This is a genomic window from Micromonospora aurantiaca ATCC 27029 (genome assembly GCF_000145235.1).
Classification (GTDB): domain Bacteria; phylum Actinomycetota; class Actinomycetes; order Mycobacteriales; family Micromonosporaceae; genus Micromonospora; species Micromonospora aurantiaca.
Window position 1 is genome coordinate 2,154,620 of sequence record NC_014391.1, and the last position, 20,503, is coordinate 2,175,122.

General features: G+C 74.4%; 21 protein-coding genes. 5 read left to right on the forward strand and 16 right to left on the reverse strand.

All coding sequences use genetic code 11. The features are described 5' to 3' along the window. The first annotated feature begins 44 nt into the window (after positions 1 to 44). Positions 45 to 839: a DUF3152 domain-containing protein gene (locus MICAU_RS10180; RefSeq protein WP_013285213.1), complete on the forward strand. Its 795-nt coding sequence runs from the start codon at positions 45 to 47 to the stop codon at positions 837 to 839. A 28-nt stretch (positions 840 to 867) separates the two neighbouring features. Here MICAU_RS10180 and MICAU_RS10185 read toward each other — a convergent pair whose 3' ends face one another. The 4 genes from MICAU_RS10185 to MICAU_RS10195 all read right to left on the reverse strand — a co-directional run bounded on the left by MICAU_RS10185 (position 868) and on the right by MICAU_RS10195 (position 3,831). Continuing rightward, complete coding sequence (locus tag MICAU_RS10185) at positions 868 to 1,719, reverse strand: DUF72 domain-containing protein (protein WP_013285214.1); 852 nt, start codon at positions 1,717 to 1,719, stop codon at positions 868 to 870. Positions 1,720 to 1,724: 5 nt separating this feature from the next. Further along, positions 1,725 to 1,892 (reverse strand): hypothetical protein, encoded by a 168-nt coding sequence (locus MICAU_RS32665; RefSeq protein WP_013285215.1) that lies wholly within the window; start codon positions 1,890 to 1,892, stop codon positions 1,725 to 1,727. A gap of 182 nt (positions 1,893 to 2,074) precedes the next feature. Then, the gene (gene prfH / locus MICAU_RS10190) at positions 2,075 to 2,680 is read right to left on the reverse strand and encodes a peptide chain release factor H (RefSeq protein WP_013285217.1); all 606 of its coding nucleotides are present in this window, start codon (positions 2,678 to 2,680) and stop codon (positions 2,075 to 2,077) included. Then, positions 2,677 to 3,831 carry an RNA ligase RtcB family protein gene (locus tag MICAU_RS10195; RefSeq protein ID WP_013285218.1) on the reverse strand — a complete coding sequence of 385 codons (1,155 nt, stop codon included), beginning with the start codon at positions 3,829 to 3,831 and terminating at the stop codon, positions 2,677 to 2,679. Before MICAU_RS10195 ends, prfH begins: the two co-directional genes overlap by 4 nt. 226 nt (positions 3,832 to 4,057) lie before the next feature. On the opposite strand from MICAU_RS10195, the gene MICAU_RS10200 reads away from it, so the two are divergent. Both MICAU_RS10200 and MICAU_RS10205 read left to right on the forward strand, forming a co-directional pair. Beyond that, positions 4,058 to 4,816, forward strand: coding sequence for a peptidylprolyl isomerase (locus MICAU_RS10200; protein ID WP_013285219.1), 759 nt, complete (start codon positions 4,058 to 4,060; stop codon positions 4,814 to 4,816). A gap of 70 nt (positions 4,817 to 4,886) precedes the next feature. Next, on the forward strand, positions 4,887 to 5,864 hold the full coding sequence (locus tag MICAU_RS10205) for a DUF2804 domain-containing protein (protein WP_013285220.1): 978 nt from the start codon (positions 4,887 to 4,889) through the stop codon (positions 5,862 to 5,864). 43 nt (positions 5,865 to 5,907) lie between these two features. Here the strand turns inward: MICAU_RS10205 and MICAU_RS10210 are convergent, their stop codons facing one another. The 10 genes from MICAU_RS10210 to MICAU_RS10255 all read right to left on the reverse strand — a co-directional run bounded on the left by MICAU_RS10210 (position 5,908) and on the right by MICAU_RS10255 (position 17,386). Continuing rightward, positions 5,908 to 7,278 (reverse strand): glycosyl hydrolase family 18 protein, encoded by a 1,371-nt coding sequence (locus MICAU_RS10210; RefSeq protein WP_013285221.1) that lies wholly within the window; start codon positions 7,276 to 7,278, stop codon positions 5,908 to 5,910. A 176-nt stretch (positions 7,279 to 7,454) separates the two neighbouring features. Further along, the gene (locus tag MICAU_RS10215) at positions 7,455 to 9,716 is read right to left on the reverse strand and encodes a catalase (RefSeq protein ID WP_013285222.1); all 2,262 of its coding nucleotides are present in this window, start codon (positions 9,714 to 9,716) and stop codon (positions 7,455 to 7,457) included. A gap of 92 nt (positions 9,717 to 9,808) precedes the next feature. After that, a complete protein-coding gene (locus MICAU_RS10220) occupies positions 9,809 to 10,471 on the reverse strand; it encodes a 4'-phosphopantetheinyl transferase family protein (protein ID WP_013285223.1) in 663 nt (220 codons plus the stop codon). Next, positions 10,468 to 11,292, reverse strand: coding sequence for a metallophosphoesterase family protein (locus MICAU_RS10225; protein ID WP_013285224.1), 825 nt, complete (start codon positions 11,290 to 11,292; stop codon positions 10,468 to 10,470). The genes MICAU_RS10220 and MICAU_RS10225 overlap by 4 nt, the downstream gene beginning before the upstream one ends. 75 nt (positions 11,293 to 11,367) lie before the next feature. Then, positions 11,368 to 12,318, reverse strand: coding sequence for a prolyl aminopeptidase (gene pip, locus MICAU_RS10230; protein WP_013285225.1), 951 nt, complete (start codon positions 12,316 to 12,318; stop codon positions 11,368 to 11,370). Between the two features lie 43 nt (positions 12,319 to 12,361). Then, positions 12,362 to 12,736 carry an SH3 domain-containing protein gene (locus tag MICAU_RS10235; protein ID WP_013285226.1) on the reverse strand — a complete coding sequence of 125 codons (375 nt, stop codon included), beginning with the start codon at positions 12,734 to 12,736 and terminating at the stop codon, positions 12,362 to 12,364. A 124-nt stretch (positions 12,737 to 12,860) separates the two neighbouring features. Beyond that, a complete protein-coding gene (locus MICAU_RS10240; RefSeq protein ID WP_013285227.1) occupies positions 12,861 to 14,330 on the reverse strand; it encodes a coiled-coil domain-containing protein in 1,470 nt (489 codons plus the stop codon). A 136-nt stretch (positions 14,331 to 14,466) separates the two neighbouring features. Next, positions 14,467 to 15,429: an anti-sigma factor RsbA family regulatory protein gene (locus tag MICAU_RS10245; protein ID WP_013285228.1), complete on the reverse strand. Its 963-nt coding sequence runs from the start codon at positions 15,427 to 15,429 to the stop codon at positions 14,467 to 14,469. Then, entirely contained in the window at positions 15,426 to 16,253 is an 828-nt protein-coding gene (locus MICAU_RS10250) for an MEDS domain-containing protein (protein WP_013285229.1), read from the reverse strand. The genes MICAU_RS10245 and MICAU_RS10250 overlap by 4 nt, the downstream gene beginning before the upstream one ends. A gap of 23 nt (positions 16,254 to 16,276) precedes the next feature. Beyond that, complete coding sequence (locus MICAU_RS10255) at positions 16,277 to 17,386, reverse strand: hypothetical protein (protein WP_013285230.1); 1,110 nt, start codon at positions 17,384 to 17,386, stop codon at positions 16,277 to 16,279. A 124-nt stretch (positions 17,387 to 17,510) separates the two neighbouring features. Here MICAU_RS10255 and MICAU_RS10260 point away from each other — a divergent pair, with 124 nt between their 5' ends. Then, positions 17,511 to 18,023 carry a GNAT family N-acetyltransferase gene (locus tag MICAU_RS10260; RefSeq protein WP_013285231.1) on the forward strand — a complete coding sequence of 171 codons (513 nt, stop codon included), beginning with the start codon at positions 17,511 to 17,513 and terminating at the stop codon, positions 18,021 to 18,023. A 266-nt stretch (positions 18,024 to 18,289) separates the two neighbouring features. Here MICAU_RS10260 and MICAU_RS10265 read toward each other — a convergent pair whose 3' ends face one another. After that, on the reverse strand, positions 18,290 to 18,805 hold the full coding sequence (locus MICAU_RS10265) for a 2'-5' RNA ligase family protein (RefSeq protein ID WP_013285232.1): 516 nt from the start codon (positions 18,803 to 18,805) through the stop codon (positions 18,290 to 18,292). A 97-nt stretch (positions 18,806 to 18,902) separates the two neighbouring features. On the opposite strand from MICAU_RS10265, the gene MICAU_RS10270 reads away from it, so the two are divergent. After that, on the forward strand, positions 18,903 to 19,409 hold the full coding sequence (locus MICAU_RS10270; protein WP_030274816.1) for a mycothiol transferase: 507 nt from the start codon (positions 18,903 to 18,905) through the stop codon (positions 19,407 to 19,409). Here MICAU_RS10270 and MICAU_RS10275 read toward each other — a convergent pair. After that, positions 19,396 to 20,373: a glycoside hydrolase family 88 protein gene (locus MICAU_RS10275; RefSeq protein WP_013285234.1), complete on the reverse strand. Its 978-nt coding sequence runs from the start codon at positions 20,371 to 20,373 to the stop codon at positions 19,396 to 19,398. The two genes, MICAU_RS10270 and MICAU_RS10275, sit on opposite strands and share 14 nt — an antisense overlap. Positions 20,374 to 20,503: the final 130 nt, after the last annotated feature.

Sequence of the window (20,503 nt, forward strand, 5' to 3'; positions counted from 1 at the left end):
GTCCTCATCCCCGTGCCCACGACCGGGCGCCGAGGGGAGACGAGATGACCAGGACCGTGGACCGGACACGCGGCGGCGCCGCCGTGATCGCGCTGGCGGTGTCGCTGGCCGGCTGCACACCGGCCGTGGCCGATCAGCCCGCAGTCGCGCCGTCCGGACCGGCCAGGCCGTCCGCCGCCGTGCCGTCCGCGTCGGCGGCGGCGCCCGTCCGGTCCCGTCCGGCGCGGATCGGCTATCCCGCCGACGGCGGCGACGAGTGGCGGTTCGCCGCCGCCGAGCCGGCCACCCACGGGGGTACGGGCCGGCTGCTGCGCTACCGGGTGGCGGTGGAGCGCGACATCACCGGTCTGCCACCGGCCGATTTCGCGGCGCAGGTCACCGGCATCCTCACCGGCCCGGGTGGCTGGACGACCGACGGACGGATCGCCCTGCGCCGCGTCGGCGCCCGCGGGCCCGCCGACTTCACCGTCTACCTCGCCACTCCCGGTACGCGCGACGACCTGTGCGGGGACGGGCCGGACCGGTACACGTCCTGCCGTAGCGGGGACCGGGTGGTGGTCAACGTGGCCCGCTGGGTGCGCGGCGCGCCCGCCTACGGCAGCGACCTCGCGGCGTATCGCCGGTACGTGGTCAACCACGAGGTCGGCCACCGTCTGGGTCACGGGCACGAGCGCTGCCCGGGGCGGGGACGTCCGGCGCCGGTGATGCAGCAGCAGACGCTCGGCCTGCACGGCTGCACCCCGAACCCGCTGCCGTTCCTGCGCGGGGAGCGGTACGCGGGACGGTCCGGCGCGTACGACGACCGCCTGCCCCCGCCCGAGGGCGGCCGGGCAGGCTGAGCGGGCTGGCGGCGATCCCACCCGGCGCTCAGAACAGCGTGGCCGGGCCGACCGGCTCCGGCTCGGGCAGCGGCGCGAGCCCGGGCACCCGCTCGCGGACCTGGTCGTGGAAGCGGCGGGCCAGCTCGGGCGCGTCGGCGTTGTCCGGCGTGTGCACGAACACGGTCGGCGAGCGGCCCTCCCGCAGCCAGCCGGTGACCACGTCCAGCCACGGTTGCCAGCCCTCGACCGTGCGGGCCGGGTCGTCGCGGCCCAGGTAGCGCACGATCGGCCGGTCGGTCAGCGCCCGGGTACGCAGCGGCAGGCGCGGCTTGCGCGTCCACGCCTCCCGCTCGGCGTCGCTCGTCGGCGGCGTCCGGAAGAACGCTGTGGTGTCGAACGGGATCCACTCCGCGCCGGCCCGGTGCAGCGTCGCCTCCAGCGCACGTACCGCACCGGGCTCGGTGAAGAAGGCGGGGTGGCGGACCTCGACGGCGTACCTGTGGGTGGTGGGCAGCGTGCGCAGGAACCGGTCGAGGTCGGGCACGTCACCGGGGCCGAACGAGCCGGGCAGCTGGATCCAGAGCGCGTCGGCCCGGGGGCCGAGCGGCTCCATCGCGTGCAGGAACGCCCGCAGTTCGGCCTCGCCGCCGGTGAGCCGGCGCTCGTGGGTGACCACCTTCGGCAGCTTCGGCAGGAAGCGGAAGCCCGGCGCGGTCTGGTCGGCCCAGGACGCCACCGTCTCCCGGGCCGGGGTGGCGTAGAACGTGGTGTTGCCCTCCACGGCGTCGCACCACCCGGCGTACGCGCGCAGCCGCTCGTGTGCGGGCAGCGGGTGCGGCAGGAAGCGGCCGGACCAGGACTTGTGCGTCCACATGGCACAGCCCACGTGCAGGCGCATCCCGGTCACCGGTAGGGCCAGCTCGTCGAGGCGCCGCGCAGCGCCGCGGCCGCGAACGGACCCGTCTGGGTCAGCAGAGCCAGGCCGAGGAAACCGGCCAGCAGGAACCCGCCCGAGCCGACGAGGATCCACATCGCGACCACGGCGCGGAAGCGCTGCACGAGCGGGTTCACCGGACGCGGTCCATGTCGCAGGCGCCGTCGGTGACCTGCCCGGAGTCGGCGGAGTACGCGCTGTACTGGCCGCTCCTTCTCCGCCGCATCAGTCCTCCTCGCGCCGTACGTCGGCGGGCCGGGCTGCCCGTCCGCCGCGCCCACGGTAGCCGGGGCCCTTACGCGCGGCGGACCGGGCCGTGTCAGGGGCGTTCCACCCGTACCGGGTCACCGCGCACGAGCTCGTCGTGGACCCGCCAGCGGGCGTCGACGCCCGCGCGCCGGGCCGCCTCGTCGTCGGCGGCGATCCGCTGCCGCAGCAGCTCGACCGCGATCCGGCGGTTGAGGTGCAGGTGCCGTTCGGTGTCCACCACCACGGTCCGGCCGGACGGGCGGTGCGTGGCCCGGACGGCGGTGCTCGCCTTGTTGCGGTGCTGGCCGCCCGGCCCGCCGGTGCGGCACGGCACGAACTCGACGTCGGCCTCGTGGAACGGCGTGACCACCACGTCGGTCCGGCACGTCCGCGCGGTGACGTACCAGTTCTTCCGGCCGTGGCCCGTCCGGTACGGGCTGGGCGCCTGCCAGCAGAGCGTGCCGGTCCACCCGGCCGCGAACGCCTCCGCCCCGGCGCCGGTGATCCGGACCAGCACCGACCGGTAGGTGCCGGCCCGGTCGCCGGGCACCGTCTCGACCCGCTCGGTACGCAGGCCCCGCCGGGCCGCCTCGCCCTCCAGGCGGGACAGCAGCCGGGCCAGCGCCCACGCGCACTCGGCCGGTCCGCGTCCGGCGGACAGCAGCAGCTCGGTCACCGGCGGCCCTTCCGGCGCTCGTCGCGGCGGCCCATGTCCGGCGTCTTGTAGGTGACCAGCGGAACCGTTGTGGTGACCGGTGTGGCGAGGTCGTGCGCCACCAGGTCGCCGATGACCTGCTCGATGCGCTTGTACGCGGTGGGCGCCTCCTCGAACAGCAGTTGCCGGTCGCCGCACACCACGATCGAGCCGACCGGCGTGCGCCGCAGTTCCTCGACGGTGTGCTTGGCCCGGCCCCGGCGCAGCGCGTCGGCGCGGGACATCTTGCGCCCGGCGCCGTGGGCCACCGAGTAGCCGGCGTCCGGCCCGGCGTGCGCCGCCACCAGGTACGAGGGCGTGCCGCGGGTGCCGGCGATCAGCACGTCCCGGCCGTCGCCCGGCGCCGCGCCCTTGCGGTGCAGGTAGCGTCCGTCGCGGATCTCGACCAGGTTGTGACACTGGTCGACGACCGGTTCGGTGGGTTCGGCGCCGAGCGCGTACGCGACCCGCGCGGCCAGCAGCCGCCGGTTGAGCGACCCCCACCGCACTGCCGCGTCGTGCCGGGCCAGGTAGGCGTCCGGGTCGGGCGCGGGACCGGCGCCGTGCGTCTCGGTGTGCTCGCGCAGGATCCGTTCGCCCAGCCCGCGCGACCCGGAGTGCACCACGAGCACCAGGTCACCGGCGTCCAGTTCGAGCCGCGCGGCGTGCTCCGCCGCGAGGATCGGCCCGACGCGGGCCAGTTCGACGAAGTGGTTGCCGCGCCCGACGGTGCCGAGACTGTCGAGGTGACCGGCCGGCACGTCGCCGTCGAGCACCGACCAGGCCGGGTCGTCGGCGTCCCGGTCGGGGTCGAGCGCCCGGTCCAGGTCGGGGAACCGGGCCGCGAGCCGCTCGGGTACGACCCGGCGCAGTGCGATCGGGAAGACCGCGATGCCGCACCCGATGTCGGAGCCGACGAGGAACGGGTAGAGCACGGTCGAGGACATCGCGGCGCCGATCGGCGCGCCCTTGCCGGGGTGCAGGTCGGGCATGGCGGCGACGTGCGCCATGCCGTCCAGGGCGGCGACCTGACGGCACTGGTCGAGCGCGGCGGACTCGATCCAGCTGCCGGGGGAGGAGAAGACGGAGACGGTGGCGGGCACGACGGCCCGCCCGGAGGGGTACGCGGACACAGACGCTCGTTTCTGGAGGAGAACGCGGAGGACGGCGGACGGCAGGCGGCGCGGAGGGCCTGCGGGCGGGGATGCGATCCGTCAGAACGTCATGCCGCTCAGCCTCGCGGAGGCGGCCCCGGGGCGGCAACCGACTTTCGACCCGCCGGAGCGCCCGCGTCGACATCGGGTGACCCGATCCATAGACTCCGGTCGTTCTGGTACCACGAGTCCAGGGAGGACCACCGTGTCGAGCGAAACCCGAACGCACGGCGCATTACCCCTGCTGGCCCGCCTCGCCGGGGTGAGCGTGGCCGCCGCGACGATCGTCGCCGCCGCAGGTGTCGCCGCGACCGCGGCACCCGCCGCCGACCCGGCGCCCACGAAGGGGCCGTGCGCGTACACGCCGACGCCGGACGAGCCGGCCGCCCGTCCGGTGCCGCTGCCGCCGGACCCGCGCCGTACGCCGGACCGGGGCACCGTGCGGGTCACGCTGCGCACCAACCAGGGGCCGATCGGGCTGACGCTGGACCGCGAGCAGGCGCCGTGCACCGTGCAGAGCTTCCTGCACCTGGCCCGGAAGCGCTTCTACGACCGGACGCCCTGCCACCGGCTCACCGCGTACCCGACGCTCACGGTCCTCCAGTGCGGCGACCCGTCCGGGACGGGCGAGGGCGGCCCGGGCTACCGCTACCGCGACGAGCTGCCCACCGACCTGCCGCCCGCACCGACCGACCCGACGGGCGTACGCCGCCTGTACGCGCGCGGCACGCTCGCCATGGCCAACGCCGGCCCGGACACCAACGGCAGCCAGTTCTTCCTGGTGCAGGCCGACTCGGCGCTGCGTCCCAACTACACCGTGTTCGGCCAGGTCGACGCGGCCGGGCTGGCCACGCTGGACCGGATCTCGGCCGGCGGCATCGCGCCCACCCCCGAGGACCCGGCTCCGGTCGACGGCGCCCCGGCGGTGCCGGTGGAGATCTGCCGCGCCAAGCAGGGCCGCTGACGCGACGGCCCGGCGGGACGGCCGTCCAGGCCGCCCGCCGGGCCCGTGCCGCCGTCGGTAGCCTGCGGCGATGACGCATGAGCGGGAGATCACCGAGCCGGTCGACCTGTGCCGGCCGGACGGGCGGCTGAACCCGGACGCGGTCGGCTGGAGCCGCCGGCCGCTGCACCGGGCGAACCTGCGCGGCTGGGGCCGGGCCAAGCGGTGGGAGCACTGGGGCGTGATCACGCCGACGCACATCCTCGGCCTGGTCGCGTCGTCGCTCGACTACGCCGGGGTGCAGAGCCTCTACCTGCTCGACCGGCGCACCGGGCGGGAGACGACGGCGGAGGCGGTGGTGCCGCTGGCCCGGGGCACGGTCCTGCCGCCGGTCAGCGGCACCGGTGCGGTCCGCGCCCGGGGCGGGAAGCTGACCATCGCTGTGGAGCAGGGCCCGGACGGCAGTACGGTGCGGGCGAGCGCGCCAGGTGTCGAGGTGGACCTGACCGTGCCGCTGCCGCCCGACCACGAGTCTCTCGGCGTGGTGGTGCCGTGGAGCACCCGCCGGTTCCAGTACACGGTCAAGGACATCGGCCGGCCGGTGCACGGCACGATCACAGTGGACGGCACGGCGTACCCGGTGGGGGAGGGGTCGTACGCGGCGCTCGACCACGGCCGCGGCAAGTGGCGGTACGCGGTGCGGTGGAACTGGGCGGCCGGCAGCGGACCGGGCCGGGCGATCCAGCTCGGCGGCAAGTGGACCGACGGCACCGGCTCGACCGAGAACGCGGTCTTCGTCGACGGGCGGCTGCACAAGATCGGCGCCGACCTGACCTGGGCGTACGACCGCACCGACTGGCTGCGGCCGTGGCGGATCACCGGCGACCGGGTGGACGTCACGTTCCACCCGTTTCACGAGCGGGTGGCGCGGACCAACCTGCTCGTGCTGGCCGGGGAGACGCACCAGTGCTTCGGGAACTTCACCGGCTGGGCCGCGACCGACGACGGCGGGCGCGTGGATCTGGACGGCCTGGTCGGCTGGGCCGAGGAGGCCCGTAACCGCTGGTGAGGCCGGTCCCCGCCGGGCCGGGCCGCCCGGCGGGGAAGCCCGATCAGGCCGGCAGCCGCCAGACCTGGTTGGCGCCGCCGAAGCAGTCCCAGATCTGCAGCCGAGTGCCGTTGGCGGAGCTGTTGCCGGTGGCGTCCAGGCACCGGCCCGACGCCGGGTTGCGCAGCGTGCCGTTGCTCTGGGCCTGCCAGGTCTGAGCGCCGGTGCCGTTGCAGTCCCAGAGCTGGATCCTGGTGCCGTTCGCGGTGCCGGCGCTCGTCACGTCCAGGCACTTGCCCAGCGCCCGCAGCGTGCCGTCACCGGCGACGGTCCAGCTCTGCGCGGCGGTGCCGTTGCAGCCGTACAGCTGGATCGCGGTGCCGTTCGCGGTGCTCGCGGCCGCCACGTCCACGCAGGCGCCGCCGATGCCGGTGATCGGCCCGGTACGCCCGGACGGCGGCGTGCCACCGCCGGTGACGGTGTCGTAGATCGCGCTGACCAGCGAGGTCGAACCGGTGGTGTCCTGCGACAGCTCCCAGTTCATCATCCCGCCGGCGTTCGCCAGGGCCCACTGCGTCTTGCGCTTCACTGTCGGTACGCCGTTGTAGCACTGCTGGGCGCCGCCGACAGTGGTGCAGTCCCGGTTGGCGTTGGCCGGGTCCATGCCGACCAGCGCCGAGTAGGTGTAGTAGCCGGGCCGGCTGTAGAAGGGCACGCCGAGCACCGCCTTGGCGGCGGGCAGGCCGCGCGACTTCCACCTGTTGACGCTGGCGATCGACCAGTCGTAGCCGGCGTGCGGGCTGCCGCCGTCGTACGCCATGATGTTCAGCCAGTCCACCGAGCCGAAGACGGCTGTGGGCACCCCGTCGACGTAGTAGCCCTCGGAGACCACGGCGGCGGTGAGCAGCTTGCCCCGGCTGTGCAGGGCGCTGCCGAGCTGCTGCATGAGCAGCGTGTAGTTGTTCGCCGAGGCGCCCGGGTCGGGGTACTCCCAGTCCATGTCGACGCCGTCGAGGTTGTACTGGTTGACGAAGGCGATCAGGTTGTTGACGAACGCGGTGCGCGTGCCGGAGTTGGCGGCGAGCGCCTCGAACGCGGAGTCGTCGCCGTCGTTCCAGCCGCCGACGGCGATGGAGACCTTGACGTTGCTGGCGTGCCCGAGCGACACGAGTGAGGACAGCTTGCCCGGGTTCTCCACCGGGCGCAGGCTGCCGTCGCCGTTGGGGAGCACGAACGCGTAGTTGATGTGGGTGAGCTTGCCGTACTGGATGGTGTTGACGTTGCCGCTCCAGGACGGCATGTAGCCGACGCTCTTGAAGTTGTTCGGGAGGACCACCGCCTCGGCGGCGGTCGGGGCGAGGGTGAGCGCCGCGGCGGTGGTGGCCAGCGCGAGCGCACCGGCGGCGAGGCGCCGCCGGAGGTGAGGTCTGGGCATCGAGGGCCTTCCCGGGGGACGGGGGCGGATGGGGGTCTTCCTCGAGGTGGCCCAAATATTAAAGAGTATTAACTAAGGCGTCAACGACGACCGTCGATGAGTGACGGCCGGTGAGCGGTGGCGTACGCACAGCGTGGGGCGGCCCCGTCCGGGACCGCCCCACGCGCGACTCGGGATCAGGCGACCGAGGCCGGGAACCTCTCCCAGACCCGGTGCGCCGCCATCAGCCGCTGCACCTCGCCGAGCACCTCGGTGCCGGAACCACCGGTCACCACGCCCGGCGTGCCTGTGACACCGGCCTGGTGCAGCACCTCGGCGCCCGCGCCCCAGGCGCCGATCACCTTGGCGTGCCGCCACGCCTCCTCGACCAGCAGCAGCACCCGCGGGTCGACGGTCGGGGAGCCCGGCGCGCCGGCCTTGGCGTCGCGGGCCGGCAGCGCGTCCGGCGCCGGGGCCGGGGCGCCGGCCAGCAGCACCGCGTCGAGCTCGACCGAGCGGCCGGTGGCGAACGTGCGCTGCACCGGCAGCCCGTCGACGGTGCCGCCGTGCGCGGCGATCAGCAGCGGCACCATGCCGGCGGCGAACACCTCCCGGCGTACCTCGTGCACGTCGCCCAGGTCGGCCTGGGCGTCGACCACGATGCCGACCATCCGGCCGTCGGCCGGCCACTCCCGGCCCACCTGGGACAGCGCCGGGCTGGGCTGCACCTCCGCCGGCGGCACCGTGGGCTGCGGCACGGGCAGGCCCAGACCGATCGCCACCTGCTCGCACAGCACCGGGTCGACGTTCGCCAGGCACTGGAGCTGCCGCTCCTTGATCGCCTGGTGGTAGCACTTGCCCAGCTCGAACGTGTACGCCCGGATGATGTGCTCCTTCTCCACCGGCGACATGCTCTGCCAGAACAGGCGTACCTGGCTGTAGTGGTCGTCGAAGGAGGCCGGCGCGGCCCGTACCTTCGGCGCCTCGGCCACAGTCACCGGCGTGTCCACGAACGCGTGCTCGCGGTCGCCGGCCGGGAACGGGTTGCCGCCGTCGAGCGAGTTCGGCCGGTACGGCGCCACGCCCGCGTGCACCGCGTGCTGGTGGAAGCCGTCACGCAGCATGTCGTTGACGTCGGCGTGCGGCCGGTTGATCGGGATCTGGGTGAAGTTCGGCCCGCCGAGGCGGGTGAGCTGCGTGTCCACGTACGAGAAGAGGCGGCCCTGCAACAGCGGGTCGTTCGTCACGTCGATGCCGGGCGGCAGGTGCCCGACGTGGAACGCCACCTGCTCGGTCTCGGCGAAGAAGTTGCGCGGCGTCTTGTTCAGGGTGAGCTTGCCGATCGGCTGCACCGGCGCCAGCTCCTCCGGCACGATCTTCGTCGGGTCGAGCAGGTCGATCCCGGCGAACGTCTCCTCGGGCGTGTCCGGGAAGACCTGGATGCCCAGCTCCCACTCCGGGTACGCGCCGGCCTCGATCGCGTCGTACAGGTCGCGGCGGTGGTAGTCCGGGTCGATACCACCGATGAGCTGCGCCTCCTCCCAGGTCAGCGAGTGCACGCCCAGCTTCGGCTTCCAGTGGAACTTGACCAGCACCGTCGCACCGGCCTCGTCGACCATGCGGAACGTGTGCACGCCGAAGCCCTCCATGGTCCGGTAGGACCGCGGGATGCCCCGGTCGGACATGTTCCAGATGGTGTGGTGCTGCGCCTCGGTGTGCAGCGAGACGAAGTCCCAGAACGTGTCGTGTGCGCTCTGCGCCTGCGGGATCTCCCGGTCCGGGTGCGGCTTGCCGGCGTGGATGACGTCCGGGAACTTGATCGCGTCCTGGATGAAGAACACCGGGATGTTGTTGGCGACCAGGTCGAACGTGCCCTCGTCGGTGTAGAACTTGGTGGCGAAACCGCGGGTGTCGCGGACCGTGTCGGCCGACCCGCGCGAGCCCAGCACCGTGGAGAAGCGGACGAAGACCGGCGTCTCGCGACCCTTCTTCAGGAACCCGGCCCGGGTCACCTCCTCGGCCGTGCCGTACGCGACGAACGTGCCGTGCGCGCCCGCGCCCCGGGCGTGCACCACCCGCTCCGGGATCCGCTCGTGGTCGAAGTGGGTGATCTTCTCCCGCAGGTGGTGGTCCTGGAGCAGGACCGGGCCGCGCGGACCGGCCTTCAGCGAGTGGTCGGTGTCGCGCAGCCGGGCGCCGTTGGCGGTGGTGAGGTACGCGCCCTGCTGCCCCTTGGCGATCTTCGGCACGCCGGTCTCGGCGCCGGTCGGGGTCCGGGTGTCCGGCGCGCCCTGCTCGTCCTTGGGCGGCAGCGGCCCGTGCGGCGTGGTCGGCTCCTCCAGCGGTGGCGGCGCGCTGCCGGGAGCGCCCGGCACGTCCGGAGTCAGCGCGTCGCCGACCTTCTCGACGGCGGCTTCGACGACACCCTTGACGATCTGGGTGGGCTTGCTGGATTCCATCAGGACCTGTCCTCCTACAGCGAAATGTCCAGGCCCCTTCGGCCGTACCCCAGGTCAGGGCGGGCAAACCGGAACAATCGCGGTAACGCCGGTCAGGACCGGCGCGGCACGGCCACGGCGGTGAGCAGCAGCCCGCCGCCGACCAGCCAGCGGCCGTCCAGGACGTCCAGCGGCGGGCCGCCGTCGGTGCGGGTGCCGTCGACCAGGATCCGGGCGGTGAACCGGCCGGCCCGGTCGAACGTCAGCTCCGCCTCCTCGAACCCGAGCCAGCGCCCGGTCAGCGGGTACCACGCCTTGTAGACCGACTCCTTGGCGCTGAACAGCAGCCGGTCCCAGTGCGTCGCCGGGTCGGCGTCACGCAGCGCGGCCAGCCGCTCCGGCTCACCCGCGGTGAGGACGATCCCCGCCACGCCGTCGGGCAGCGGCTCGTGCGGCTCCGCGTCGATGCCGAGCCCGGCCAGCGCCCCGGCCGGGGCCACCGCCGCCGCCCGGTAGCCGGTGCAGTGCGTGATGCTGCCCACCACGCCGTCCGGCCAGACCGGCTCCCGGCGGGGGCCGGGACGGATCGGCGCCGGGGCGTACCCGAGGCGGGCCAGCGCCTCCCGCGCGCAGCGGCGGGCGGTGACGAACTCCTGGCGGCGCGCGGCCACCGCGCGCGCCACCAGGTCCTCCTCGCCCGGGTACGGCGTCTCGTCCGGCACGTCGGCGAACGCCTCGACGGCCAGCGCCCCGGCCGGCAGCAGCGTTCCGATCATCCGAGGATCCGTTTCATGGGCGCCGGCTCGCCGCCGCGGCGCCGCCACTCGCGCGGGTAGCCCAGCGACACCTCCTCGAAGCGCACCCCGTCGTAGTGCGTGGTGCGGGGGATGTGCAGGTGGCCGTAGACCGCGACGGCGGCGCGGTGGCGCACGTGCCAGTCGGCCGTCCGGTCGGTGCCGCACCACTGGGCGAACTCCGGGAACCAGAGCACCTCGGTGGGCTGCCGCACCAGCGGCCAGTGGGTGACCAGCACTGTCGGCAGCGCCGGGTCGGTGGCCTCCAGCCGCCGACGCGTCACCTCCAGCCGCGCCGCGCACCAGGACTCCCGGTCCGGGTACGGGTCGGGGTGCAGCATCATCTCGTCGGTGCACACCACACCGGCGTCGTACGCCGCGCGCAGCGACTCCTCCTTGGTGGTGGTGCCGGGCGCGCGGAACGAGTAGTCGTAGAGCAGGAACAGCGGCGCCACGGTGACCGGCCCGCCTTCGCCCCGCCACACCGGGTAGTCGTCCTCCGGGGTCAGCACGCCCAGCTCGCGGCACATCGCGACCAGCGCGTCGTAACGGGCCACCCCGCGCAGCGTCACCGGGTCGTTGGGGTGGGTCCACAGCTCGTGGTTGCCGGGCGCCCACACCACCCGCGCGAACCGGTCGCGCAGCAGCCGCAGCGTCCGCTCCACGTCGGCGAAGACCTCGCCGACGTCACCGGCCACGATCAGCCAGTCGTCCGCCGTCTCCGGCCGCAGGCCGTCCACCACGGCGCGGTTCTCCGCGTACGACACGTGGAGGTCACTGACCGCGTACAGCGCACCCGTCACCCGGCCGATCTTGCCAGCGGCGCCCCCGGATGACCAGGCTCGCCCGCCGGGCTGTCGGGGGTCCGACCGGCCCGGTCAGCCGACCCTCGCGGTCACCTCGTCGAGCGCGCGCAGCACCTCCCGGGTCACACCCGGCTCGGCGGCGGAGTGCCCGGCGTCCGGCACGATCCGCAGCGTCGCCTCCGGCCACCGGCGGGCCAGGTCGTACGCGGACACCGGCGGGCAGCACAGGTCGTAGCGGCCGTTGACGATCACGGCGGGCAGGTGCCGGATCCGGTCCACGCCGTCGAGCAACTGGCCCTCGGCGAGGAAGCCGCCGTGCACCGCGTAGTGCGACAGGATCCGGGCCACGGGCAGCGCCTGGTCGTCGGCGGTGAAGTGGGCGAGCAGCTCCGGGTCGGGCCGCAGCGACGAGTTGACCGCCTCCCACCGCCCCCAGGCCCGCGCGTACTCCCGGGCCCGCGCCTCGTCCGGGCCGTGCAACCGCCTGTGGTACGCGGCCAGCACGTCGTCGCGTTCGCCGGGCGGGATCGGCGCGACGAACCGCTCCCACTCCTCGGGCTGGAGGTGGCGCAGCCCGCCCTGGTAGAACCAGTCCCGCTCGCTGCGCCGCAGCAGCAGCACGCCGCGCAGGACCAGCCCGGTCACCCGATCCGGGTGCGCCTGCGCGTACGCCAGGCCGAGCGTGGTGCCCCACGACCCGCCGAACACCAGCCACGAGTCGATGCCCAGCCGCTGCCGGATGGTCTCCAGGTCGGCCACCAGATGCCAGGTGGTGTTGGCGCGCACCTCGCCGTGCGGGGTGCTGCGGCCGGCGCCGCGCTGGTCGAACAGCACGGCCCGGTGACGGTCGGGGTCGAAGAACCGGCGGGCCACCGGCACCAGGCCGCCGCCGGGCCCACCGTGCAGGAACACCACGGGTACGCCGTCCGGCCGCCCGACCTCCTCCACGTGCAGGACGTGGCCGTCACCGACCGGGATCCGGTGGGTGGCGTACGGCTCGACGGGCGGGTGCAGGCCGGTCATGCCCTGTCATTCTGCCCGGCGTGGGCGTGCCGGGTGGTCCCGCTCAGCAGGCGACGTTGCCGCCGAGGTTGTCCAGCAGCGCGTCGGCGACCCAGCCGGAGACACCTGTGGTGACGTCCCGCAGGTACGTCCACGTGTAGGTGGTCTTGCCGTTCGCGGTGACCCGGTCACCGCTGGCGAAGCAGTGGAAGTCGACCGTGTGACTGAGCTGCCCGTAGCCCAGGGAGGCGCAGGTGGTGTGCGGGCCGGTGCGGATGTTGACGTTCGTGGCGTTGAACAGCTGGCCGAACTTGCCGTCCACGTTGGAGTGCGAGTGGCTGCACCCGGCGCTCGCCGGTCCGGCCGTACCGGCCACCACGGCGCCCGCCGAGGCGACGGTCAGGACGACGGCGGCACCGATCGAGGAAATCTTCCGCATACCCGTCAACCCCCGAATAAAGATCGAGATGCACCAGCAGATCGATCCAAATATTTGCATATAGCAAGGTCGATGGGCAAGATGCGGCGCCGCCGGCCCGGCCCGGACCGGCGGCGCCGAACGCTCAGGCGGTAGCCGGTACGCCGTTGTCCGTACCCGTGGTCTCCGCCTCGGGCACACCCCGCGGAGCCGGCGTGCGGACCGCGAACGCGTCGAAGCTCGGCCCGTCCAGCCGCTCGACGAACGGCTCCACGACCGGCGGCTCCGACCGGTCCGGCTCGATCGCGTCCGGCTCGATCCGAGCGTCCACGGCCCGGGGCGTCACCTCGGCCGGCACGGTGATCGGCGGGCGCGCCGCCACCTGCGGGTACTCGGCTGTCTCCCCGCCGCCCGCGGCGGCCGCCATGACCGCCGCCGCGGCCAGGTCGGCGACCCGCTTGGCCTCCCGCTGCACCCGGGCCCGGGTCTCCTTGGCGTGCTGCTCGGCCAGGTCCGCGGCGCGCCGCGCCTCGTCCAGCCGCTTGGTCTCCGCGGCCAGCTCCCGGCGTACGCCGACCAGCCGCTCCTCCACCTCCGCGCCGGTCCGCTCGATGGTGGCGATCTCCCGGCGGGTGTCCTCCAGCTGCCGGGAGACGCTCTCCAGCTCCGCCTTGAGCCCGGTCAGCGTCTCCTGCCGCTGCTGGATCTCCCGCTGCACGCCGGCGAGCTGCTCCTGGTGCGCCGCCGTCTCCTCGTCGGCCCGCTCCCGGACCTCGGTGGCGTACTGCTGCGCCTCGGCGACCAGCGAGGCGATGTCCTTCTCCGCGGCGGCGGCCCGGTCGGCCAGCTCCTGCTCGGCGGCGGCCCGCCGCTCGTCCAGTTCCTTGGCCATCGTGGCCTGCCACTGGGCCAGCTCCTGCTGGGCCTTGCTGCGGTTGGCCTGGACCTCCTGCTGGATCTGCGTCCGCGCGGCCTTCACCAGCGCCTCGGACGCCGAGCGCGCCTGCTCGACCTGCTGCACGCTCTGCTCGGTGATCCGCTTCGCCTCCTGCTGGGCCCGGTCGTGCGCGGCCTGACCCTCGACGCGCAGCTTCTCCGCCAGCTCCCGCACCGCGGTCAGCTCCGCCTGCGCGGCGGCCCGCCGCTCCTCGTCCACCCGCTCCTGCTCGGCCCGGCGGGCGGACAGCTCCTCGTCCAGCTCCCGCCGCTCCCGGGCGGCCTGCTCCTGCGCGGCGGCGAGCAGCTTCTCCGCCTGCCCCTGGACCTCCTCCGCGCGCCGGGTGGCCACGTCGGTGATCTGGCCGGCCTGCTTCTCGGCCAGGTCCAGGATCTGGTCGACCATCGGGCCGAGGTCGCGGAAGGACGCCCGGTCCACAGCCGTCGGACGGTCGCGCAGCTCCACCGCCTCGGCCTGCACCCGCTGCACCTGCGCGGTCAGGTCGCGCACCTGCGCGTACGCCCGGTCCCGCGCGGCGGTCAGCGCGCTCACCTCGGCGTCGATCTGCTCGACGTACCGGTCCACCTGACGTTTGTCGTAGCCGCGCAACGCGGGATCGAACCGGGGCCGCCCGGACAGGTCGTCGTGGGGTGCGAACGGCTCGGCACCGTTGGACATTCGCCATCCTCCGTCGGTTCGCCAGCGCCAGGCCGGCGGATGACCGCCCCGCAGGGCACGATGAGGCGCTACGGTACCGCGTCCGCGCGCGAGGCTCGCCCCGCCCCGCCCTCCTGCCCGCCGACCGGCGGCACGGTCAGACCGGGAAGTGCGGGTTCCCCGCCGTCAGGCGGATGGTGAAGCCGGTCGCGTCCCTGTGGTACGTCACGTGGTCGCAACTCTGGTGGCTGATCCACAGGCCCAGACCACCGTCGGAACCGTCGCCCGCCGGCAGCAGCCCGGCGAACGGGTCCTTCGGGCCGGTCCCCCGATCGTGGACGGTCACCACGATCCGGTCCGGCGCGCGCCACAACCGCAGGCACACCGGCGGCTCACCGTGGCGCAGCGCATTGCTCACCACCTCGCTGACCGCGATCACCAGGCCGTCCAGGCCGTCGGGCGGCAGCAGGCCACGGTCGGCGGCGCGCACCTCCGCGCGGGCGCGGGCCGGCGTCGGGTCGACCAGCTCGACCAGCGGCGCGGTCCGCTGCACCGGGTCCGCCGGTGCCGGACGGAACTCGGTCAGGTAACTCGTCGGGTCGGTGTAGAGACCGGCCGTCTCGTGCCCGCCGTCCGTCCGTGCCACCAGCGGGTGGGTACGCGCCACGTCGGCGAGCACGTGCGCGGGCGTGCCCCGCCGGTCGTAGGCGCAGATGCCCCAGAGCGGGAAGTCGTCGTAGGCGTGGTTGATCGCCGACTCGTAGCGCGCCCACCAGTCCCAGGTCGCGCCGAGCAGCACCGGCGGCAGCTCGCCGACCATCCGGATCTGCGCCGCCCCCGCCGCCACGTACGACGCGAGCAGCTCCCGGTAGGAACGCAGCGCGACGCTGGGCCGGGCGTAGACGTCACCGACCGGCAGGAACGTGACCTCGGCGCCGGTGGGCAGCGCCCGGCGCACCAGCTCGGCGTTGCGCTCGTCCAGGTTCACCGCCGTCGGCTCGCCGGCCGCGATCCCGTCCAGCAGGAACGGCAGCGCCACCGCCAGCAGCTCCTCGTCGGAGTCGTAGACGAACGCCTCGTGGAAGTAGCCCACGTGGTCGGAGGCCGCGCCGCTCCTCATCGGACGACCTCCACCCGTACCTCGGACAGGCCGAGCAGGTCGACGAGCCGGGCCGGGGCGCGGCTCGGGGTGCGCAGCACCGCGACGGCGTCGTGCCGGCGGGCGTGGTCGCGCAGGTGCAGCAGGCTGCGGTGGTCGACGAAACGCAGCTCGGCGGCGTCGAACACGACCCGGCCCGCCACCGGCCGAGGGTCGGCCCGCTCCAGCGCGGCGGCGAAGTCCCGGTGGTTGGACGGGTCCAGCTCGCCGGCCAGCGCCACCACCGAGTCGCCGTCGCCGGCGTGCAGCCGGAACAGCACGTCCGCGTTCGTCACCGAGTGCAGGCAGGCCAGCTCGGCGATCGCCGCGTCGTCCAGCCGCCGGCGGTCGTAGGCGCAGACCGCCGACATCGGCCGGTGCCGCATCCAGTGGTCGATCCGGTGCTCGTAGCGGGCGAACGCGTCCCGCTGGGCGGGGGTGCGGACCAGGCTCGTCGCCTCGGCCAGCACCCGCAGGCCGGTGTGCCCGGCGGTCAGCGCCTCGGTGGTGGCCCGCACGTACGCCCGGACCTGCCGGTCGGGGTCGACGATCTCGTCGTGCCGGTACGCCTCGCCGACGGGAACCAGCCGTAGCGCGTCCCGCCGGCGTGCGGCGTCGACCCCGGGGACCGAGGCCAGCCAGCCGGTGACTGTGGCGCGATCCTCCGGACAGACCACCCATACCTGCTCACCGGCGGCGAGACCGGCGCTTACCTGCTCGACCGCCAGCGCGCGCAGCGTGGCCGGGTCGTCGTAGGCGAGGCAGCCATGGGTGTAGCCCGGGTACGTCACGCCCCCGCTGGTCACCGACTCCGCCTCATGGACCCAGTCTATGCCCCGCCCACCTGGAGATCGCGCCAGGCCGTGGCCTCGGGCGGCGGGTCGCCCAGCTCGAACTCGGCCCAGTTGTTCCAGTACGCGATCGCGTCGACGTCGTTCTGCTGCCGCAGCCACGTGACGTGCTCGCGGATCGTCCGTGCCCGGCCCGCGCCGGTGGTGTCCGCGGCGGTACGGCTCAGCCCGTACTCGGGCACCAGCAGCCGGATACCCGGGTACGCGGCGCGCACCTTGCCGAAGGCCACGCCGAACATCCGGGAGGCGGGCCAGTACGCGGCGGTGTCCCGGGAGTAGCAGTCCACGCCGTAGTGGGTCATGCCCGGGTAACCCCAGTCGGCCGGGTTACCGCGCCCCTCGTCCAGCCAGTAGCGGGTCACGATCGGGCCGTGCCCGAGCACCCACCGCCGGTTGCGGTGCGCCGCCAGGATCTGCGTCACCCGGCTCGCCGTCGCCCGGTACGTGGCCGGGGCCACGTCGCCCATCGGCTCGTGGTACCAGGTCAGATAGATCGGGCGGTTCACGCCGTCGAGCCAGCCGGCCAGCTGCTCGACGTCGTCCTTCCAGCTGACGTGCATGACGGCCGAGGGCGCGTCGGCGAACTTGCCGGCGTTCAGCGGGGGCAGTTCCGGCAGCGCGTCCGCGTCCGGGCCGTCCGTGCCGAAGTCGCGCATGTAGCGGATGCCCGGATAGTCGGCCACCGCGCGCTGGGTCCGGGCGCCCTTCTCGGCGCTCATCCCGACCAGCAGCGGCACGGTCAGCGTGGTGGTTCCCGTGCCGGTGCGGCCGGCGCCGTCGCGCGCCGTCGCGGTCAGCGTCACCGTGCCCCGGCCGGCCAGCACGGTGACTGTGAAGCGGCCCGGTTCGGCGCCGCTCGGTGTGACGGTCACCCCCGGCGAGGCGCCGGCGAGCTGGATGGTCAGCGGGACGCTCAGGTCCACCCGGACCGGGCTGTCCCAGGTGGCGCCGGTGGGGTCGCTGACCCGGCCGGCGAGCGTCAGCAGCCGGGAGTCGGGGTGATAGGCGTCGACCCGGACGGTGGTCGACTGCCCGGGCAGCAGGACGGTCTGGTCGGCGGTGACGGAACGGACGACGGGTGCGGCCATGAGGCTCTCCTTCGACGTGCTTCGCTGCCGCTCCGGCCGCACGTCTTCGGGTGGCCAGAATGGCTCTGACCTGCGCTTTTACCAGCTTGCGTCGGTTCGGCCCCGATCGTCAGGGTGGCCGCAGATGGCGCGAAACCCGGTCGCCGCCGCGCTGTCCCGCCCGCATCCTGGTCCGATGCCGATCGTCGTGCGGGACCTGCGCGTGCCGGACTGGCCGCAGCTGTGGCCGATGCTGCGGGACATGGGCGTGGGCGACGACCCGCCGGAGGCCCACCGACTGCGGTTCGCCGCGCTGCTGGCCGACCCCTGCTGGGCGCTGCTCGGCGCCACCGACGCGGGCGGGCTGGCCGGGTACGCCGCCGCCCAGGACCACGGGCCGCACCTGCGTTCCGGTGACGCGCACCGCACCGTACGCCTGCACGACCTGTACGTCCGGGCGGACCGCCGCCGCGACGGGGTGGGCAGGTCGTTGTTCGACGCGGTCCGCCGGTGGGCCGCCGGGCGGGCGCGGCACCTGGAGTGGCAGGCCCACCACGAGCGGGCGGCGCCGTTCTACGAGCGGCTCGGCCACCGGGGCGACAGGTGCCCGCAGCCGGACTACCCGACCTTCCTCCTCGACCTCGCCCCTCGGCAGTGACCCCCCTTCCCGCCTTCCCTTGGCGTGACCGGCTCACCGCCGCTCATGATCGACACCAGGTCGGGGAGGTGGCTGCATCGGCGATGGTCTGATGCCACCACTTCCCCGACCTGGTGTTGATCATGGAGCGGGATGGCACCACTTCGGGGAGGTGGTGTGGATCACGGCTGTGGATGGATCGACACCGGTTCGGCGAGGTGGGGCTATCGGAGGGGGTCTGATGCGGCCACCTCCCCGAGGTGGGGTGGATCTTGGTGGGGGAGGACCTAGGGCAGGGGGTGGGAGATGTCGCGGGCGTGGTCGGCCACCGCCGCGCCGACCACCGTCGCGGTCAGCGGCAGCACCTCCAGGCAGCGGCGCACCGCCGCGCCCATCAGCGGGTTCGGCACCCGCATGGACAGCGTGCAGTGCGGCACCCAGCGGCCCGGCCGGTAGTGCTCGACCACCTCGACGCCGGCCCGCGCCAGCCGTTCGTGCACCGCGGCGTGGTGCGCCAGCAGCTCGGGCGTCGGCGCCGGCCCGAGCCAGAGCACCCGCCCGAGGAACTGGCCGGCGTGCTGGAACTCCAGCCGCAGCGGCGCGGCCACCACGGTTCCGGACAGCGCCTCGGCGACGCGGTGCGGGTCCAGGCGGGGCGCGACAGCCAGCGAGACGTGCGGGCGGTGCCGCTGCGCCAGCAGGGAACGCATGCTCGGCACCCCGTCGGACTCCAGCAGGTCCCACAGCACCCGGATCCGCCGGGTGGCGTCGGTGTCCAGATACAGCTCCAGCGCCGCGACCACGCGATCACCCTAGAGGCGGGGCCCGCGCCGAGGTTTGCCGGGCACGCTGGGCGGTACTGCCCGAGGGTACGCACGACAGGACAGGGGAGTGAGGCGCGTGGACGTGACAGACGTGCTGACCGAGGCGTACGGGCGGTTGCCGGATCTGGTCGCCGGGGCGCTCGACGGGCTCGACGCGGCCCAGCTGCGGCAGGCGCCGGCCGACGGGGCGAACCCGGTCGGCTGGCTGGTCTGGCACCTGACGCGGATCCAGGACGACCATGTCGCCGACGTGATGGGGGAGCCGCAGCTCTGGGCCACCGGCGACTGGGCGGGGCGGTGCGGCCTGCCGCCGGACCCCGCCGACACCGGCTTCGGGCACGGCCCGGAGCAGATCGCCGCGGTACGCCCCGAGAACGGCGGCGTGCTGCTGGACTACCACCGGGCGGTGGTGGACCGGAGCCTGGCGTACCTGCGCGGGCTGAGCGCGGCCGACCTGGACCGGGTGGTGGACGAGAACTGGGATCCGCCTGTGACGCTCGGGGTGCGGCTGGTGAGCGTGCTCGACGACGACTTCCAGCACGCCGGTCAGGCCGCGTACGTGCGGGGGCTCATCCTGCGCTGAGCGACGCACCGGCCCGGCGCAGCGCGGCGTGCCCGAGCAGGTGACACGCCTGCGCCTCGGGTGAGGTGCCGGGGCGCTCGAAGTCCGGCGCCCCGCTGACGCCCGTCACCCGGCCGTACGCGTCGATCCGCCGGGCGGCGGCCGCGAGCAGGTCCGCGCCCGCCTCGAACCACGACCGGGCCAGCCACCCGTCGGCCACTCCGGTGAGGGCTGCGTACCCGAGCAGCTGGGCGGTGTTGGCCTCGCGGAACGCGTCCGGCTCGTCCAGCACGTCGGGGAACAGGCCGTCCGCGCCCCGGTACGCGAGGCAGGCGGTCAGCACCTCCTCGACGTGCCCGGCCAGCCCGTCGCGGAGGTCACCCGGCCAGTCCGGCGCGAGCCGCAGCGCGCGGGCGATTCCGGCGACCACCCAGCCGTTGCCGGTGCCCCAGGGGCCGGGCCGGTCCGGTTCGCCCCGGTCCTCGTCCCAGCGGGCGGCGTACAGGCCGGTGCGCGCGTCGTACAGCCGTCGCCGGTGCCCCGCGACCTGGGCGGCGGCCGCCTCGGTCCGGCCGGTGAGCGCCAGCAGCGGCACCACCATGTAGATCGTGTCCGCCCAGACCTGGCGGCCGTCGAGCAGGTGGAACAGCGTGCCGTCGGCGGCCCTCGGTGCCCGGCGGGTCAGCCAGTCGAGCTGGGCGTCCAGCGCCACGCCGTACCGCCGGTCGCCGGTGCGGCGCGAGGCGTGCCGGACCACCTCACCGCACGCGGCGCCGTTCACCGCGCCCACCGAGCCGGCCGGCTCCCCGAGCCGCCCGTCCGGCCGCTGGCGGGTCACCGCGGCGTCGGCGACCAGCACCGCGGCCTCGTCCAGGCCCAGGTCGAGCAGCGCCTGACCGAGGATCCCCTGCTCCCAGGACTCACGCTGCATGGTCAGCAGCGCGAGCAGCACCCGGTCGGCGGTGGCGTCATCGGTTGTCGGCATGGGCCCAGGGATACCCGCCGCTCCGCCGCACCTCACCCGGACCGGGTGAGTTCGCCTCACCCGCGACGCGGGGACGCTGCGGGACGAGCGGCGCCGGCAGGCGGGCGCCCGCGACCACCGACGAGGAGGC